Raw genomic sequence first — 16664 nt, forward strand, 5'->3', positions numbered from 1 at the left:
CTTTATATAATTTCTATGTTATCTAAGGAAATCCTACTCTACGTTTTTTAATTATTTTGTTTTGATATAAAAATATTTCACTAGAAACATAGATCAACCGGTATCAGGTAATAACTAAAAAGAACCTTTTTAAATAGAAACTCATGTCTCAATGAGATGTGATTTTTTTAATTAATATAGTGTAAGGAAAAGAGGGGAGTAAACATTTATTACATAGACAACAGTACCTTGCAATAAATAATAGTGAATGGTATATTATGGTTAAAGTAAGTACCTTATATTGAATAGTACTGACTGGGAAGGAGGATTGTCTTTGAACGTCCAGTTTAAAAAAGGCGTGCTAGAGCTTTGTGTACTGGCACTTGTGAAAAGAAAAGATTGCTACGGTTATGAACTCGTTCAGCAAATCTCTAATAAATTTTTAATATCAGAAGGCTCGGTGTACCCGTTACTCCGTCGGTTAACAAAAGAGGGATATTTTCAAACGTATTTAAAAGAATCAACGGAAGGGCCGCCGCGTAAATATTATCAATTAACAAATCAAGGGGAAGCACAGCTCCATTTACTTGTAACGGAGTGGCGCGATTTTGCTAAAGGGGTACAAGAAATTATTGAAGAGGTGTAATGGGATGAATAAAGAACAGTTTCTTCGCGAATTATCGGAACAGCTTAGAAAGCTACCAGAAGAAGAAAGGCGCGATATTTCATATGACTATGAGGAGCATTTTCAGTTTGGATTCGAAGAGGGGAAGACAGAATCTGAAATTGTAAAAGGGCTCGGTTCGCCAAAAACAATTGCGAAAGAAATGCTAGCTTTATATCGTTTTGATGAGATGAAAAAGGATCCTTCTGCTTCAAACATAACAAGAGCTGTAATGGCAGCAATTGGTCTTAGTTTATTAAATTTTATTATTGTATTAGGTCCTTTAATCGCAATTGTAAGTTTTATATTTGCGCTTTGGGTTGGCGGGATTGCCAATGTAATTTCACCATTCTTTGTAATCATTAAAATACTAATGGGCAATTTCTTATGGCTGGATGTATTTGTTGCTATTACGTTTGTTGGCGTGGGGTTATTGTTGTGCATAGGAGCTTACTACTGTACAAACTGGTTTAAAAATTTTTGTGTGCGCTATGTCAATTGGAATCTCAAAATGATTAAAGGGGGATAGGGAAATTGAAAAAAATATTGTTAGGGGCTGTTGCGTGTATCATTATTGGAGTGATTGGTATATCGCAAACATATACAAAAACAGTAGCTACAGTGGAAAAGGGAGACATGGAAAAGGTTATTAAAAATGAAGCAATTAAGAATGTAGAAATTGCTTTGGACGCTGGAGATGTTACGATTCAGAAAGGGAATGATTCCTCTTTTTATGTAAAACAGTCAGGTAATTTGGAAAACCAAAAAGTTACTATTGATGAAAAAGACGATACATTAAAGGTGCAAGGAAAAGTGAAAAAAGGAATTTCATTTGATTTTTCATTTTTATCTTTTGGGTTTAAAACGCCTGAAATAACGGTTGTTATTCCAGAACGAGCATATCAAGAATTAAAGGTGAATTCATCTGCAGGGAAAATAGAAGTGAGTGATATAAAAAGTGATTATGTAAACGTTTCGACACTTGGTGGGGACGTAGAATTAGAGAAAATAACGGCAAAAAAGGTCGAAGGGTTTTCTGAAGCTGGTGAAATAAAAGTAAAGCAAGTAAGTGGGAAAGTTGTAGCGAAAACAACAGGTGGAGATGTGGATGTTATTGATCATGACTCTAAATACGATGTGGAAGCAAGTTCAACTGCTGGAGATATTGATATTCGTTTACTCGAGAAGCCTCAAGATGCGACTGTCAGTGGAAAGACTTATGCAGGGAAAGTGAGAATTTTTAAGGAAGAAGATAGGGATGTAACGCTTGGAAATGGTAGTGTGAAAATTAATGGAAAAACGTCTGCTGGAGACGTTACAATTGAAGTGAATTAAAAAATAGACCAGAGATGGTCTATTTTTTAATGTAAATCACGATATACGCCAATTACTTTCCCGATAACCGACACTTGTTTTAAAATGATAGGTTCAAGGGAAGAATTTTCCGGTTGTAAGCGAAAATGATCTTTTTCTTTATAAAAGCGTTTTACTGTTGCTTCATTATCTTCTGTTAATGCAACCACAATCTCACCATTGTATGCAGAATGCTGCTGGCGAACAACAACTAAATCTCCATCGAAGATACCTGCTTCAATCATACTATCTCCAGAAATTCGTAACATAAACACTTGATCTGCTCCAGCAACGACGCTTGCAGGAAGTGGGAAGTGTTCTTCTACACTTTCAACGGCTGTAATCGGTAAACCAGCTGTAACTTTTCCGACAATTGGTACTTGAACAACTGATTGTGTGTTTGTGCCAATTCTTTCGTCTCCCAAAATTTCAATGGCTCTTGGTTTTGTTGGATCACGTCGAATATAACCTTTCTCTTCTAGACGTGATAAATGTCCGTGCACTGTAGAACTAGAAGCAAGGCCGACTGCTTGACCAATTTCACGTACGGAAGGTGGATAACCTTTTTCTTGTACTTTTAGTTTAATGAAGTCGAGAATGTCTTGCTGGCGCTTTGTTAACTTTTCCATGTTTTTTAACACCTCGTTTTCTTTTAATTTTCTTATTAATAAGTATAACACGCGAAAAAATATTCTACAAACATAAGTTCGAACAGAATCTGAATTTATGCTAAACTAATAGAAAAATCAAAATGAGGAAGAGGGTTTCAAAATGAATGCAATCATTTATGCTCGTGTAAGTACAACAAAGGAAGCTCAGGAAACATCGTTAGCACGTCAAAAAGATGAATTGTTGCATTTAGCTGATCGGTATCAAATGAATGTTATCAAGGTAATTGAGGAGCAGGCGAGCGGCTATACAATTGAGCGTGCTGGTATATTAGAGGTACTAGATATCATTCGGGATGAACAGGTTGATGTACTACTTATTCAAGATGAAACACGTCTTGGTAGAGGGAATGCAAAGATTGCCTTAATGCACTGTTTACATAAAGAAGGGATAAAAGTGTACACACATACGCATAATGGTGAATTACAGCTTTCAGATTCTGATTCAATGGTACTTGATATTATTGGCATAGTAGAAGAATATCAGAGAAAAATTCATAATTTAAAGATTAAACGTGGTATGCAAAGAGCGGTAGAAAAAGGGTTTCGCCCAGAAAAAAATCTAAAAAATCGTCATTTAAGTACAGGGCGTGAGAAAAAAGAAGTACCAATTGAAGAGATTGTACGTTTGCGCCGAAATGAATTAACATTTGAAGAAATTGCTGCGACACTTCGTGGCTTTGGGCATGATGTATCAAAAGCTACGGTACACCGCAGATACGTGGAGTATACGAAGCAATTGCTTGATAAACAGGACTAACTATTGTATGATAATAATCAGTTTTAAGTAGAAAGGGGATTCGAGATGCTAAGTCACGAACTCGTTGAACGTATTAACTTCTTAGCGAAAAAAGCAAAAGCTGAAGGTTTAACTGAAGAAGAACAACGTGAGCGCCAATCGCTCCGTGAACAATATTTAAAAGGATTTCGTCAAAATATGCTAAACGAATTAAAAGGAATTAAAGTCGTTAACGAAGAGGGGAAAGATATTACCCCATCGAAATTAAAAGCACTAAAGAAGCAAGATAATGAAAAATTAAATTAAAAGATGGGCAGAGCCCATCTTTTTTGATTTTAATAGAAACATTAGTTATTTGATAACTTTCCAATTCTGGTTAGTTGTCGCTTCAATTGTTCCCCGTTCTAATATGTAATTCGCAATAAGTTCAGACATATCAATGGGTACATCTTTTACGATGGGCTTATTTTGATACATAAAATAATTTCCGCCCCCACTTGCACGATAATTATTCATGACTACATCATATTCTTGATCAAATTGAATAGGGGCCCCGTCGTATTGTAAGGAAACTACTCTTTCACCAACTGGTTTTGAAATGTTTAATATGTAGGAAATTCCTTCCCACATATCGTAATTATAATGCTGCGGTTTTGGTTCAATATAAGCCGGGTTTACAATAATTTCCCCATCTGTATGCAACGTGAAATATTCAGCAGATAGCTCAAGAGCTTCTTTTATATCTTTCCCTGTAACACGTATGACCTTTAATGTGTTTGGATAAATATAATTTGAAACAATATCTCTCATTGTAATATGTTTTGGAAAGCCAGAAGATTCATTATGAAACAGGCTTGTACAAGAAATGTTGACTCCAGCTATCTCCATTTGTACTTTATTTATAAATTCGATAAAGGGATGATCTTGTAAACGTACTTGCATTGCATCATGAATTCGCATGTCGCCAATGATGGTACCAATTGGCTGATCGAGCCATTTTTGTGTCTGGTTTTCATAGCTAGATACAAGTTTAAGCACTTCTTCGTCTGCTTGAACACCTTGTGCAGATAACAGTTCTGAATGACATTTCTTGATTATCCACCGATTGTTATTTTGTTCTAACTCCACTTGAACTTTCCCTAATGAATGGCCATTACATCCAGTTTGTAAAATTGTTACACCGTTTACTTTTGTATTAGAAATATAGCGGTGTTGGTGTCCAGTTAATAATATATCGATTTCTTCTATTTCTTGGCACATTGCATATCCTTGATTTTCTCCTGTTAAAATTTCCGTCGGTTCTCCAGTTTGTAAATCACGTTCAAAACCACCGTGATATGCTACGACTAATAAGTCTGGTTGCTCGTGTTTACGAATGTGAGAAACCCATTTTTTTGTTGTTTCTAACGCATCTTCAAATAGTAAATCTTTAATATGATGCGGCAACTCCCAATTCGGAATGTAATGCGTTGTAACTCCCAAGATAGCGATTTTTATAGTAGGTTGTATATGTTTAATGATATATGGTTTCCCAAAGTAAGGTTTTTTTGTCTGCTTATTTAAAATATTTGCGGATAGATAGGGCATAGTTGAATCTGATACCGCTTTGTTTAATACATCCATTCCATAATTAAACTCGTGATTTCCAATAATGGCTGCATCATAACTGATGTGATTGGCGAGTAGAGTCATTGGATTGTTTTTATGTTGCTCATATGTAGCGTAGTGATAAGTGAATGGAGTTCCTTGAATGAAATCACCATTGTCGATTACAATTACATGTTCACATTGGGAACGCTCTTGTTTGATAAGGGTTGCTATTTTTGCTAACCCTATTTCTGCTGTTTTGTTATTTTGATAGTGCAGTGGATAAACAGTACCGTGTACATCGCTTGTTAATAGAAGATTTATGTGTACAGTATCATGTTGGTTCAAAAGTATCATCCCCGTTCAAAATTATCTAATACTAATCATAACAGATAATATTGAATGGGGATGTGTAGAATGTTTAGAATGTGTAAATATTCTGTAAATAAACTCCCGTATGGAAAAATCTATGTTATATTTCTACATGTTTACGGCTTGTCATTTTATAACTTAAAAAATTGGAGGCTTTGATATGTTCAAAAAGGTTTTCGCAATGGGAGTAACAGCTGTACTAGCGGTCGGTTTATTGAGTGGTTGTGGAGCAAAAGAATCAAGTGCAAGTAAAGATGAAGATACGAAAAAAGGGTATGTGCCCAAAACATTAAATGTTCAGTTCGTTCCTTCACAAAATGCTGATACGTTAGAGGCAAAAGCAAAACCATTAGAAAAATTGTTAAGTGATAAGCTTAATATTCCTGTAAAGGTCAGTGTTTCAACAAATTACAATACAATTGTAGAAGCGATGGCATCTAAGCAAGTGGATGTGGGCTTTCTGCCACCGACTGCATATGTGTTAGCACATGAAAAGAAAGCAGCGAATGTAATATTACAGGCGCAACGCTTTGGGGTAGATGATTCGACAGGAGAGCCTACAAAAGATTTAGTGGACTTTTATAAATCTGAGTTTGTCGTAAAGAAAGATTCCAATATTAATAGTATTAACGATTTAAAAGGTAAAAAAATCGGATATCAAGATGTAACATCTTCTGCAGGATATGTGTGGCCAGCGGCAGTGTTAATGAAAGAGGGCATTGATCCGTTAAAAGATGTGAAACCTGTTACATTAAAAGGCCATGACCAATCTATTATTGCACTTTTAAACGGTGATGTTGATGCGGCGGTTGTATTCCAAGATGCTCGTAATATTGTTAAAAAAGATTATCCAGATGTATTTGATAAGACTAAAATTGTGAAGTTCACAGAAAAAATTCCAAATGATACGATTTCTGTACGTTCTGATTTAGATGCTGAATGGAGTAAAAAATTACAAGATGCGTTTATTGAAATTGGAAAGAGTGAAGAAGGTCATAAAATTATTAAAGAGGTATATTCACATGAAGGATATGTGAAATCTGATGATAGTAAATTTGATATTGTTCGTGACTACGGAAAGAAAGTAAAAACGCAGTAATCCATAGGAGAGTTTTGAATGATAATGAAAAATGGCTAACTAGCTGAAATGTTATTCAGTTTCAGTTAGTTAGCCGTTTTTCGGTTTCTTATAACATTTAGAAAGTAGGTGAGATGTGTGATAGAATTTCAAAACGTTTCTAAAGTATATCCGAATGGTACAAAAGGTTTGCGCAATATTAATATGAAGATACATAAAGGTGAATTTGTTGTAATGGTTGGTTTATCCGGAGCTGGAAAATCAACACTTCTTCGATCTATTAATAGGCTTCATGAAATTACAGAAGGAGAAATTGTAATTGATGGACAATCGATTACAGCTGCAACAGGAAAAGGATTACGGCGTCTTCGCCGCGATATTGGCATGATCTTTCAAAGTTTTAACCTTGTAAAGAGGTCTACTGTATTAAAGAATGTATTAGCTGGACGTGTTGGATATCATTCTACACTGCGTACAACACTAGGACTTTTTCCGAAACAGGACGTAGAGCTTGCATTTCGGGCACTAGAACGTGTGAATATTTTAGAAAAAGCATATACGAGGGCTGATGAATTATCAGGAGGTCAACAGCAACGTGTTTCAATTGCGAGAGCATTAGCACAGGAAGCGAAAATCATTTTAGCAGATGAACCAGTTGCTTCTTTAGATCCACTTACTACGAAACAAGTGATGGATGATTTAAAGCAAATCAACCAGGAATTTGGGATTACGACAATTGTAAACTTACATTCTATTGATTTGGCAAGGGAATATGCAACGCGTATCATTGGATTGCATGCAGGGGAAATAGTGTTTGATGGACCGGTAGAAGAAGCAACTGACGAGAAATTTGCTGAAATTTATGGTCGTTCTGCTCAAAAACATGAATTCTTAGGAGTGGCGGTTAAATGAGTGAGCTAACAATAAATACGAAAACAATACCAAAGCCCTCGAGCAAACTGAAGCATTTGTTAACTTTTATTCTTATCATTTTATTATTTTGGGGAAGTAGTATACAAGTGGAGGCATCATTTTCAAAGCTTGTAACAGGTTTGCCAAATATGTTGGATTTGCTTAGAGAAATGGTGCCTCCAGATTGGAGTTATTTTAAGACAATTACCCCTGCCATTTTGGATACGATTCGAATGGCTATCATCGGAACAACTTTAGGGGCAATTCTGGCTATTCCACTTGCTTTATTAGCGGCCAATAATGTGTTTTCAACTCCTATTTTGTATGGTCCGGCTCGATTTATTTTAAATTTTATTCGGACGATACCAGATCTATTATTAGCAGCGATTTTTGTTGCAATTTTTGGAATTGGTCCACTTCCAGGTATTTTAGCTCTTACGTTTTTTTCAGTTGGACTGATTGCAAAATTATTATATGAAACGATTGAATCAATTGATTCAGGTCCATTAGAAGCGATGACAGCTGTAGGGGCGAATAAAGTGCAGTGGATCGTATATGGAGTGATTCCACAAGTAATGGCGCATTTTGTTTCTTATGTATTATATACATTTGAAGTAAACGTACGTGCAGCGGCTGTTTTAGGTTTAGTCGGGGCAGGTGGGATCGGATTATACTATGATCGCACACTTGGATTTTTACAATATCAACAAACCGCTTCTATTATTATCTATACGCTTGTTGTTGTATTGATGATTGATTATATAAGTACAGTATTACGGGAGAAATTATGATGAGTAAACCGACAATAATTGTGCCAAAACCGAAGAAACTAAGTTTATATCGTTGGATTATTCTTATTGCACTTGCGGTCTTATATGTATGGGCATTTTCAGGAGTGCCTGTTGAGGGAATAAAGGACACAGCTGGACAAATTACTAAGGCGATTATGACTGGGATAGTAAATCCAGATTGGGCATATGTATCTTCACCAGATGGTGAGGATTTGTTGCACGGTTTAATTGATACGCTAGCAATTGCTATATTAGGGACATTTGTATCTGCTTTTTTGTCCATACCATTTGCATTTTGGGCGGCGGCAAATATGAGTACAGGAAAAGTAACATCGTCAGCAGGGAAATTTGTGCTCAGTTTTATTCGTACGTTTCCTGAATTAGTTATGGCTCTTCTATTTATAAAAGCAGTGGGTCCTGGTTCTTTTGCAGGTGTGTTAGCTTTAGGATTGCATTCAATTGGTATGCTAGGGAAATTGTATTCTGAAGGAATTGAAAATATAGAGAAAGGTCCTACTGAGGCACTTGTTGCTACTGGAGCAAACCGTTTTCAAGTACTTTGGTATGCAGTATTGCCGCAAGTATTACCGGACTTTTTATCTTATACGCTCTATCGATTTGAAATTAATGTTCGCTCTGCCACAATTTTAGGTGTTATCGGGGCAGGGGGAATTGGTACACCACTTATTTTTGCATTAAGCTCTCGAAATTGGCCCCGTGTAGGAATCATTTTACTTGGGATTATTATGATGGTTATTATCATTGATTTTATTTCCAGTTCAATTCGAAAACGGGTTGTATAAAATAAAACTTTTTGGCTTGTTTATAAGGATATGGAGTGTCAGTAATAGTAATGAATGAAGATGTAGTTAATTCCTTTTATTACCAAAATAAAAACAGTGAAAAAGTATGGCGGATTGAATACCCATACATGTTGGAAATCAAAGCTTTGTCACAAAAAAATCAAAAAACATCAACATATTTGTCGATACATGTTGTATAATCTTGCGTGGGAAGCTATCATATAAATGTGTAAAACGTTTACTAATATAAGCGAAGGGAAGAATAGCATGTCACATTCAATCGAACAACTTTCTATCAACACGATTCGCACATTATCCATTGATGCGATTGAAAAAGCAAACTCTGGTCATCCAGGAATGCCAATGGGTGCAGCACCAATGGCCTATACATTATGGACACAATTTATGAAACATAATCCAAATAACCCAACGTGGTTTAACCGCGATCGTTTCGTATTATCTGCAGGTCATGGTTCAATGTTATTATACAGCCTACTTCATCTATCTGGTTACGACGTAACAATGGACGATTTAAAGAACTTCCGTCAATGGGGAAGTAAAACTCCAGGACATCCTGAGTATGGTCATACTGCAGGTGTAGATGCAACAACTGGTCCACTTGGACAAGGTATTTCAACAGCTGTTGGTATGGCAATGGCTGAAAGACATTTAGCAGCGAAGTATAACCGCGATGCTTACAATGTAGTTGATCACTACACATACGCAATTTGTGGTGATGGCGATTTAATGGAAGGCGTTTCTGCTGAAGCATCTTCGTTAGCTGCACACTTAGGATTAGGTCGACTTGTTGTGTTATACGATTCTAATGATATTTCATTAGATGGTGATTTAAATCGTTCATTCTCTGAAAGTGTAGAAGATCGTTATAAAGCATACGGTTGGCAAGTAATCCGTGTTGAGGATGGAAACGATGTGGAAACGATTGCGAAAGCAATTGAGGAAGCGAAAGCTGACGAAAAACGCCCAACGCTAATTGAAGTAAGAACAACAATTGGTTTCGGTTCTCCAAATAAATCAGGAAAATCTGCTTCACATGGTTCTCCACTTGGCGTAGACGAAACAAAATTAACAAAAGAAGCATATGCTTGGACTGCTGAGCAAGATTTCCATGTATCAGAAGAAGTATATGAGAACTTCCGTAAAACGGTACAAGATGTGGGTGAAACAGCACAAGCTGAATGGAATACAATGTTTGGTGAATATACACAAGCATATCCAGAATTAGCAAATGAACTGCAAGCGGCAATGAACGGTCAACTTCCAGAAGGTTGGGAGAAAAACTTACCAACTTATGAATTAGGATCAAAAACGGCAACTCGTAATTCTTCAGGTGCTGTAATTAATGCGATTGCAGAATCTGTACCATCATTCTTCGGTGGATCTGCAGACCTTGCTGGTTCTAACAAAACATACATGAATAATGAAAAAGACTTTACAAGAGCTGATTACAGCGGTAAGAACATTTGGTACGGTGTACGTGAATTCGCAATGGGTGCAGCAATGAACGGTATCGCACTTCATGGCGGTTTAAAAACTTACGGTGGTACGTTCTTCGTATTCTCTGACTACTTACGTCCAGCAATTCGTCTTGCAGCGTTAATGCAATTGCCTGTAACATATGTGTTTACACATGACAGCATCGCTGTTGGTGAAGATGGTCCAACGCATGAACCAGTTGAACATTTAGCAGCGCTTCGTGCAATGCCGAATGTATCTGTTATTCGTCCTGCTGATGGTAACGAATCTGTTGCAGCTTGGAAATTAGCGTTAGAATCTACAAAAACACCAACTGCATTAGTCTTAACTCGTCAAGATCTTCCAACATTAGAAGGTGCAAAAGACGATACTTATGAAAAAGTAGCAAAAGGTGCATATGTCGTTTCTGCAAGCAAGAAAGAAACAGCTGATGTAATTTTACTTGCAGCTGGTTCTGAAGTAAGCTTAGCAATTGAAGCGCAAAAAGCATTAGCGGCAGATGGTGTTGATGCAACTGTTGTCAGCATGCCATCTATGGATCGCTTTGAAGCACAATCTGCTGAGTACAAAGAATCTGTATTACCAAAAGCAGTAACAAAACGTTTCGCAATCGAAATGGGTGCTACATTCGGATGGCACCGTTACGTTGGTCTTGAGGGAGATGTACTAGGTATCGATACATTCGGTGCTTCTGCTCCTGGTGAAAAGATCATGGAAGAGTATGGATTCACTGTAGAAAATGTTGTTCGCAAAGTAAAAGAAATGCTTTAATGATTTGTGAAAAATCTCTCCGGCATGGAGAGATTTTTCTATGTAAATGAGTTTATTCGACAGAAAAAGTTTTTTCTTTCTCCGTAGTCAGACAATCATTGCATATTTTCTTCTATATAATTTAGAGAAAAAGGTTGTCCAGATCGGGAGGGGAAAAATGAAAACATATGAATTGTATTTAATTCAAGAAGATATTGCGAAGACATACTTTGGTCGTGAATATTTGTTTTTCGATTTATTTGCTCGATTTTCAGAATCTGGTTCCCTTTCGGAAAAGAAAGTGTTATATAAGCAGATGAAGTATATTACGATGCCATTACAAGTAATGAAAATTCACCATAAATTAGAACAAGCTTTACGTAGGCTCGGGAAATATGATAGAACACATCATACACACATGCTTTATACTGGGGCAGAGTATGGAGAAATAACGGTAAAATCACAATATATTCAAATGAACACATCTGGAAATGCTTCAATGGAAACGACTTTTTTTGAAGTACTCAGGAAATGCGAATTGACATTTTTAGCAATGGATTATGAAAATAAAAAGTATGGTTGGCTAAATCCTTTGAAACAAGTACGAACATATGTGTAAAAATGTCGAATACAATCTTGTCTTATTGAAAAGGTTTTAGTACACTGTAAGGTAGACAACATGAAGGAGGAAAATATATGTCAGTTTGGGTAGTTGTTCTAGTGGGCGTATTAGCACTAGTAGCAGGCGTGGCGTTAGGATTTTTCATCGCCCGCAAATATATGATGAATTACTTACAAAAAAATCCACCAATTAATGAACAAATGTTAAAAATGATGATGATGCAAATGGGACAAAAGCCATCCCAAAAGAAAATCAATCAAATGATGAGCGCAATGAACAAACAACAAACAAAATAAGCGCTGAAGGGCACTCGATAAGAGTGCCCTTTCCTTTTGGGTAAATTAAATATTTAAAACTTTTAAAAATTCTGTATTTTTGATAAACTGAAAACATCGCTCATTTTAGGGGAGGGGATATAATGAAAGTATTTTTTAATTTAGCTTGGTTTTTTAAACAAGAGAAACGGGCGTACATAACGGGCATTATTTTGTTGTTTGGTGTAGCACTTCTTGAACTTGTAGCACCAAAAGTAATTGGAATTGTTGTAGACGAAATTAACAATCAAACATTGACATCTGAAAAATTGTTAAAATGGGTTGTTCTTTTAGCTGCTGTCGGAATTACAATGTACATATTACGTTATATATGGCGTATTATGATTTTTGGATCTTCTTTGAAGCTTGCACGCCAATTACGAAAGAAGTTATATGAACATTTTACGAATATGAGTCCATCTTTTTATCAATCACATCGTACAGGTGATTTAATGGCGCATGCAACAAATGATATTCAAGCAATTCAACAAACTGCTGGATCGGGTGTATTAACACTTGTTGATTCGTTAGCTGTGGGTGGATGTGTACTGGTGGCTATGGGGTTTACTATTAGTTGGAAGTTAACGCTAGTAAGTTTAATTCCCATGCCGATTGTAGCAATTTCTACTAATTATTATGGTACTTTATTACACAGACGCTTCCATAAAGCGCAACAAGCGTTTTCTGAAATCAATGATAAAGTACAAGAGAGTATGAGTGGAATGAAGGTCATTCGCTCGCTTGGTCAAGAAAAGGAAGATTTACAGGCGTTTCGAAAGAAGTCGGAAGATGTTGTACATAAAAATATGCTGGTAGCACGTATTGATTCTTTATTTGATCCAACAATTGCTCTTATTGTCGGTTTTTCGTTTTTAATTGCTGTTTGTTATGGATCGCTCTTAGTTGTACGCGGCGAATTAACAGTTGGTGAATTGATCACATTTACAGCATACTTAGGGACGCTTGTTTGGCCGATGCTGGCGTTTGGGTGGCTTTTTAATATCATGGAACGCGGACGCGCATCGTATGACCGCGTGGAAAAAATCCTATCACAGGCTTCAGATGTTGTGAATAAAGAGGATGCAATACATAATGTGGCAAGCGGTGATATTTCGTTTGCAATTGATACGTTTTCTTATAAGAAAAATGAAACTCTTCATTTAGAGGACATTTATTTTACTTTGAAAAAGGGTGAAACATTAGGGATTGTTGGACGGACAGGCGCAGGAAAAACAACGTTATTAAAATGTTTAATCAGGGAATATGATCATTTTAATGGGGGATTAAAAGTGGGGAATCAAGATATTCGTGATATGACGCTTCACGGTATTCGATCTGCTATTTCATATGTGCCGCAGGATCATTTTTTATTTTCAGCAAGTATAGGTGAAAATATTGCGTTTGGAAAGGGAGATGCTACATATAAAGAAATTACGCGTGCTGCTGATATCGCTTGTATCCACGATGATATTGTTCGGTTTCCGGAAGGATACGATACGGTAGTCGGGGAGAGAGGGGTTTCCTTATCAGGTGGACAAAAACAGCGGATTTCTATTGCACGTGCGTTATTAACGGATGCTGAAATTTTGATTTTAGATGATTGCTTATCCGCAGTTGATGCAAAGACAGAGGAAACAATTTTAACTGCTTTGAAACGAGAAAGGGCGCAAAAAACAACGATTATTACGGCGCATCGATTAAGTGCCATTCAACATGCAAACCTTATTCTTGTTGTTGAGGAGGGGGAAATTGTACAGCGAGGAACACATGAACAACTAATGGAACAAAATGGCTGGTATAAAGAGATGTATGAAAGTCAACAGTTAGAGGCGTTAGTTGAGAAAGGGGGCATATAATGACTGAGAAAAAAAGAAGTGATTTGTGGCGATTGCTGTCTTACATGAAACCATATAAAGGCTTATTATCACTGGCATTCTTATTTCTAGTTGGTGCAACTGTTACAGAAATGATGGGGCCGTTTTTAATTAAGCAGTTTCTTGATGAACATCTAGTTCCGCGTAACTTTGAACAGTCGGCACTTGTGACTTTATTTGTTGTATACATGATTGCTCATTTGTTAAAGGTTTTATTTACGTATTTAAATTTACTGTATTTCCAAAATATTGCGTTCAAAATTGTGCAAGATATGCGCGTTGAGGTGTATGAACATGTACAAAGGTTGTCACTAAGCTTTTTTGATCGTACACCAATTGGTACGCTTGTATCGCGTATAACAAATGATACAGAAGCGATTAAAGACTTCTATGTGAGTGTGTTATCAACATTTGTAAAAAATGTGGTGTTTTTAATTGGAATTTTAGTAGCGATGTTTTTACTAGATGTGAAACTCGCGTTGTTTTCCCTTTTATTAATTCCAATTATGTTGACCGTTATGGCGATGTATCGCCGAAAGAGCTCTATGTTTTATTTAGAGCTTCGTAATCAATTGAGTATTTTAAATGCAAAGCTAAATGAATCGATTCAAGGAATGAATATTGTGCAAGTGTTTCGCCAAGAGAAGCGGATGCGAAAAGAATTTGAAGAAGTAAATAATAAACATTACCGTGCTGGGCGCCGTACGTTAAAATTAGATGCATTATTTTTACGTCCAGCCACAGATCTTGTTCATATTGTAGCGATTGCATTAGTGCTTGCCTTATTTGGAATTGACGCTTTGAATAGTCCGGTTGAAGTTGGGGTGTTATATGCTTTTGTTAACTATATTGACCGTTTCTTCCAACCTGTAAATGAAATGATGATGAAACTATCTTTCTTCCAGCAAGCACTCGTTTCGTCATCTCGTGTCTTTCATTTGATGGATGAAAAAGACTTAGCACCTGTTCAACAAGGAAATGAAGAGCCGAAAGTACGTGAAGGTGAAATTGAATTTAAAGACGTTACCTTTTCCTATGATGGAAAACGTGATGTTTTGAAAAATGTATCTTTTCATGTAAAACCAGGGCAAACGATTGCTTTTGTTGGACATACTGGAAGCGGGAAAAGTACAATTATGAACTTATTGATGCGATTTTACAATATTAAAGCAGGGAATATTCTAATAGACGGTGTAAACTTAGAGAAATTTGAGGAGCAGGAAATTCGAAAAAGAATCGGTCTTGTGCTGCAAGATGCTTTTTTGTTTGCAGGAAATGTGAAACAAAATGTTCGTATGTATAATGAAGGTATTACTGATAAAGAAATAGAAGAAGCGGCGCACTTTGTGCAGGCAAATACGTTTATTGAAAAGTTACCAGAGCGGTATGATACTGAAGTAGTAGAAAGAGGAGCTGCATTCTCAAGTGGACAACGTCAACTTATTGCTTTTGCGAGAACAATTGCGACAAATCCGAAAGTACTAGTATTAGACGAAGCAACAGCAAATATTGATACAGAAACAGAAGAAGCGATTCAAACAGCACTGCAGCGCATGAGAAAAGGGAGAACAACAATAGCAATTGCACACAGGTTGTCTACAATACAAGATGCCGATCAAATATTTGTTATGCATGAAGGAGAAATTGTAGAACGAGGAACACATCAAGAGTTACTTAGCAAACAAGGGTTATACTATAATATGTATTTACTTCAGAATAAAGGAAGCCTTCAAAAAGCCTTGTAATCAAGGCCTTTGAAGGCTTTTTTCTTAATTATTTTTTATCACAAGCTATTCCATCGCCGTCACGATCTAAATGTTTTGCATAACCTGGTTCACCAGCTTTTATTGGAGCGGCTCCGGCCTTTCTAGCTTCGTCACAAGATTTGTAATGTACGTTAGTATTATTTTGTTTAGTGTCTGGCGCGGTAGCAGACGTTGTTTTGGTTTTTGCAATAGAATCTTTTTCAAATTGCTTTACCTCATCCATTGTTGCAAATGTTTTCACATCAAAAACTTTAACCCCATCAACACAAACTACTACTAAGCCATCAGTAGCCTGTAATACTTTACCAACATTTCCTTTACCTAATGAAATATCCACAGGATGATCTACATTCATCTCTTTATTTTTATTGATGTAATCATTGAAAGGCATATTTACTGGGAATGCAGTTTGTAAATCAGAAACTGAATAAGTCTTTTTTTCGTCCTTTGTTTTAGTTTCCATAGCCTTATTTTCTTTTTCAGAAGATGGCTGTGTTGTTGCTTTATTTTCTTGTTTCGTAACTGTAGTTTCCGTTTCTTTTTTTGTAGTATTTTTGTCGCCATTAAAACATGAAGCTAGTAAAACTACTATGAGAATAATAATACCTAAACAGCCTAAACAACCACAACCACGTCGTTTGTTTTCTTCTTTTTGAGTTTTGTTTGACATAGTGCTCCCCCTATATATTAAAATCACAATAGTTAGTATAACAAATTTAGATAATGAATTTACAAAAAGTTGAATTTATAAACTGTTTTTTGTAAGAAATATTATTTCTACAACCAATACAAAAGCTAATTCCATGAAAGAACTGACTTTGTATGTGTTACAGCACGAATGAATTCATCAAATTAATTTGTGAAAGTATACGTAATGCAAGAAATATGAAAAAGT

General features: G+C 36.2%; 17 protein-coding genes. 14 read left to right on the plus strand and 3 right to left on the minus strand.

Annotated features, from left to right (window positions below; genetic code table 11):
- Positions 1–313: 313 nt before the first annotated feature.
- Genes V7183_RS02365 through V7183_RS02375 form a run of 3 tightly spaced genes read left to right on the plus strand, consistent with a single transcriptional unit; the run spans position 314 to position 1978 of the window.
- Positions 314–625, plus strand: coding sequence for a PadR family transcriptional regulator (locus tag V7183_RS02365; RefSeq protein ID WP_335358575.1), 312 nt, complete (start codon positions 314–316; stop codon positions 623–625).
- 4 nt (positions 626–629) lie between these two features.
- Positions 630–1172, plus strand: a complete 543-nt coding sequence (locus V7183_RS02370; RefSeq protein WP_335358576.1) for a DUF1700 domain-containing protein — start codon at positions 630–632, stop codon at positions 1170–1172.
- A gap of 5 nt (positions 1173–1177) precedes the next feature.
- On the plus strand, positions 1178–1978 hold the full coding sequence (locus V7183_RS02375) for a DUF4097 family beta strand repeat-containing protein (protein ID WP_335358577.1): 801 nt from the start codon (positions 1178–1180) through the stop codon (positions 1976–1978).
- A gap of 26 nt (positions 1979–2004) precedes the next feature.
- On the opposite strand, the gene lexA is transcribed toward V7183_RS02375, so the two are convergent.
- On the minus strand, positions 2005–2625 hold the full coding sequence (lexA, locus tag V7183_RS02380) for a transcriptional repressor LexA (RefSeq protein WP_335358578.1): 621 nt from the start codon (positions 2623–2625) through the stop codon (positions 2005–2007).
- Positions 2626–2767: 142 nt separating this feature from the next.
- Here lexA and V7183_RS02385 point away from each other — a divergent pair, with 142 nt between their 5' ends.
- Together V7183_RS02385 and V7183_RS02390 are read left to right on the plus strand one after the other, a co-directional pair.
- On the plus strand, positions 2768–3424 hold the full coding sequence (locus tag V7183_RS02385; protein WP_335358579.1) for a YneB family resolvase-like protein: 657 nt from the start codon (positions 2768–2770) through the stop codon (positions 3422–3424).
- Positions 3425–3469: 45 nt separating this feature from the next.
- Positions 3470–3709 carry a DUF896 domain-containing protein gene (locus V7183_RS02390; protein ID WP_335358580.1) on the plus strand — a complete coding sequence of 80 codons (240 nt, stop codon included), beginning with the start codon at positions 3470–3472 and terminating at the stop codon, positions 3707–3709.
- A 45-nt stretch (positions 3710–3754) separates the two neighbouring features.
- Here V7183_RS02390 and V7183_RS02395 read toward each other — a convergent pair whose 3' ends face one another.
- Positions 3755–5347: a bifunctional metallophosphatase/5'-nucleotidase gene (locus V7183_RS02395; protein ID WP_438825150.1), complete on the minus strand. Its 1593-nt coding sequence runs from the start codon at positions 5345–5347 to the stop codon at positions 3755–3757.
- Between the two features lie 175 nt (positions 5348–5522).
- On the opposite strand from V7183_RS02395, the gene V7183_RS02400 reads away from it, so the two are divergent.
- The 9 genes from V7183_RS02400 (at position 5523) to V7183_RS02440 (ending at position 15748) form a co-directional block, all read left to right on the plus strand.
- Entirely contained in the window at positions 5523–6461 is a 939-nt protein-coding gene (locus tag V7183_RS02400) for a phosphate/phosphite/phosphonate ABC transporter substrate-binding protein (RefSeq protein WP_097897675.1), read from the plus strand.
- A gap of 117 nt (positions 6462–6578) precedes the next feature.
- Positions 6579–7352, plus strand: a complete 774-nt coding sequence (gene phnC, locus V7183_RS02405; protein WP_097897674.1) for a phosphonate ABC transporter ATP-binding protein — start codon at positions 6579–6581, stop codon at positions 7350–7352.
- Positions 7349–8143, plus strand: coding sequence for a phosphonate ABC transporter, permease protein PhnE (phnE, locus tag V7183_RS02410; RefSeq protein ID WP_097897673.1), 795 nt, complete (start codon positions 7349–7351; stop codon positions 8141–8143). The genes phnC and phnE (V7183_RS02410) overlap by 4 nt, the downstream gene beginning before the upstream one ends.
- Positions 8143–8946, plus strand: a complete 804-nt coding sequence (gene phnE, locus V7183_RS02415) for a phosphonate ABC transporter, permease protein PhnE (RefSeq protein WP_097897672.1) — start codon at positions 8143–8145, stop codon at positions 8944–8946. Before phnE (V7183_RS02410) ends, phnE (V7183_RS02415) begins: the two co-directional genes overlap by 1 nt.
- A gap of 267 nt (positions 8947–9213) precedes the next feature.
- Positions 9214–11214: a transketolase gene (tkt, locus tag V7183_RS02420; protein ID WP_335358582.1), complete on the plus strand. Its 2001-nt coding sequence runs from the start codon at positions 9214–9216 to the stop codon at positions 11212–11214.
- A 157-nt stretch (positions 11215–11371) separates the two neighbouring features.
- Positions 11372–11812, plus strand: coding sequence for a sporulation inhibitor of replication protein SirA (gene sirA / locus V7183_RS02425; protein ID WP_335358583.1), 441 nt, complete (start codon positions 11372–11374; stop codon positions 11810–11812).
- Between the two features lie 77 nt (positions 11813–11889).
- Positions 11890–12111, plus strand: coding sequence for a YneF family protein (locus V7183_RS02430; RefSeq protein WP_335358584.1), 222 nt, complete (start codon positions 11890–11892; stop codon positions 12109–12111).
- A gap of 122 nt (positions 12112–12233) precedes the next feature.
- Positions 12234–13985, plus strand: a complete 1752-nt coding sequence (locus tag V7183_RS02435) for an ABC transporter transmembrane domain-containing protein (RefSeq protein WP_335358585.1) — start codon at positions 12234–12236, stop codon at positions 13983–13985.
- On the plus strand, positions 13985–15748 hold the full coding sequence (locus V7183_RS02440; protein WP_335358586.1) for an ABC transporter ATP-binding protein: 1764 nt from the start codon (positions 13985–13987) through the stop codon (positions 15746–15748). The genes V7183_RS02435 and V7183_RS02440 overlap by 1 nt, the downstream gene beginning before the upstream one ends.
- Before the next feature lie 28 nt (positions 15749–15776).
- Here the strand turns inward: V7183_RS02440 and V7183_RS02445 are convergent, their stop codons facing one another.
- On the minus strand, positions 15777–16439 hold the full coding sequence (locus tag V7183_RS02445) for an excalibur calcium-binding domain-containing protein (protein WP_097897666.1): 663 nt from the start codon (positions 16437–16439) through the stop codon (positions 15777–15779).
- Positions 16440–16664 lie beyond the last annotated feature (225 nt).

Source organism: Bacillus sp. JJ1127 (assembly GCF_036965845.1).
Taxonomy (GTDB): domain Bacteria; phylum Bacillota; class Bacilli; order Bacillales; family Bacillaceae_G; genus Bacillus_A.

What these genes read in the sequence shown, in the direction of transcription:
- V7183_RS02370 (WP_335358576.1), top strand. Translation starts at nt 630, where the DNA reads ATGAATAAAGAACAGTTTCTTCGCGAATTATCGGAACAGCTTAGAAAG.
- lexA (WP_335358578.1), bottom strand. Translation starts at nt 2,625, where the DNA reads ATGGAAAAGTTAACAAAGCGCCAGCAAGACATTCTCGACTTCATTAAA.
- V7183_RS02385 (WP_335358579.1), top strand. Translation starts at nt 2,768, where the DNA reads ATGAATGCAATCATTTATGCTCGTGTAAGTACAACAAAGGAAGCTCAG.
- V7183_RS02390 (WP_335358580.1), top strand. Translation starts at nt 3,470, where the DNA reads ATGCTAAGTCACGAACTCGTTGAACGTATTAACTTCTTAGCGAAAAAA.
- V7183_RS02395 (WP_438825150.1), bottom strand. Translation starts at nt 5,347, where the DNA reads ATGATACTTTTGAACCAACATGATACTGTACACATAAATCTTCTATTA.
- V7183_RS02400 (WP_097897675.1), top strand. Translation starts at nt 5,523, where the DNA reads ATGTTCAAAAAGGTTTTCGCAATGGGAGTAACAGCTGTACTAGCGGTC.
- phnE (WP_097897673.1), top strand. Translation starts at nt 7,349, where the DNA reads ATGAGTGAGCTAACAATAAATACGAAAACAATACCAAAGCCCTCGAGC.
- phnE (WP_097897672.1), top strand. Translation starts at nt 8,143, where the DNA reads ATGAGTAAACCGACAATAATTGTGCCAAAACCGAAGAAACTAAGTTTA.
- tkt (WP_335358582.1), top strand. Translation starts at nt 9,214, where the DNA reads ATGTCACATTCAATCGAACAACTTTCTATCAACACGATTCGCACATTA.
- sirA (WP_335358583.1), top strand. Translation starts at nt 11,372, where the DNA reads ATGAAAACATATGAATTGTATTTAATTCAAGAAGATATTGCGAAGACA.
- V7183_RS02430 (WP_335358584.1), top strand. Translation starts at nt 11,890, where the DNA reads ATGTCAGTTTGGGTAGTTGTTCTAGTGGGCGTATTAGCACTAGTAGCA.
- V7183_RS02435 (WP_335358585.1), top strand. Translation starts at nt 12,234, where the DNA reads ATGAAAGTATTTTTTAATTTAGCTTGGTTTTTTAAACAAGAGAAACGG.
- V7183_RS02440 (WP_335358586.1), top strand. Translation starts at nt 13,985, where the DNA reads ATGACTGAGAAAAAAAGAAGTGATTTGTGGCGATTGCTGTCTTACATG.
- V7183_RS02445 (WP_097897666.1), bottom strand. Translation starts at nt 16,439, where the DNA reads ATGTCAAACAAAACTCAAAAAGAAGAAAACAAACGACGTGGTTGTGGT.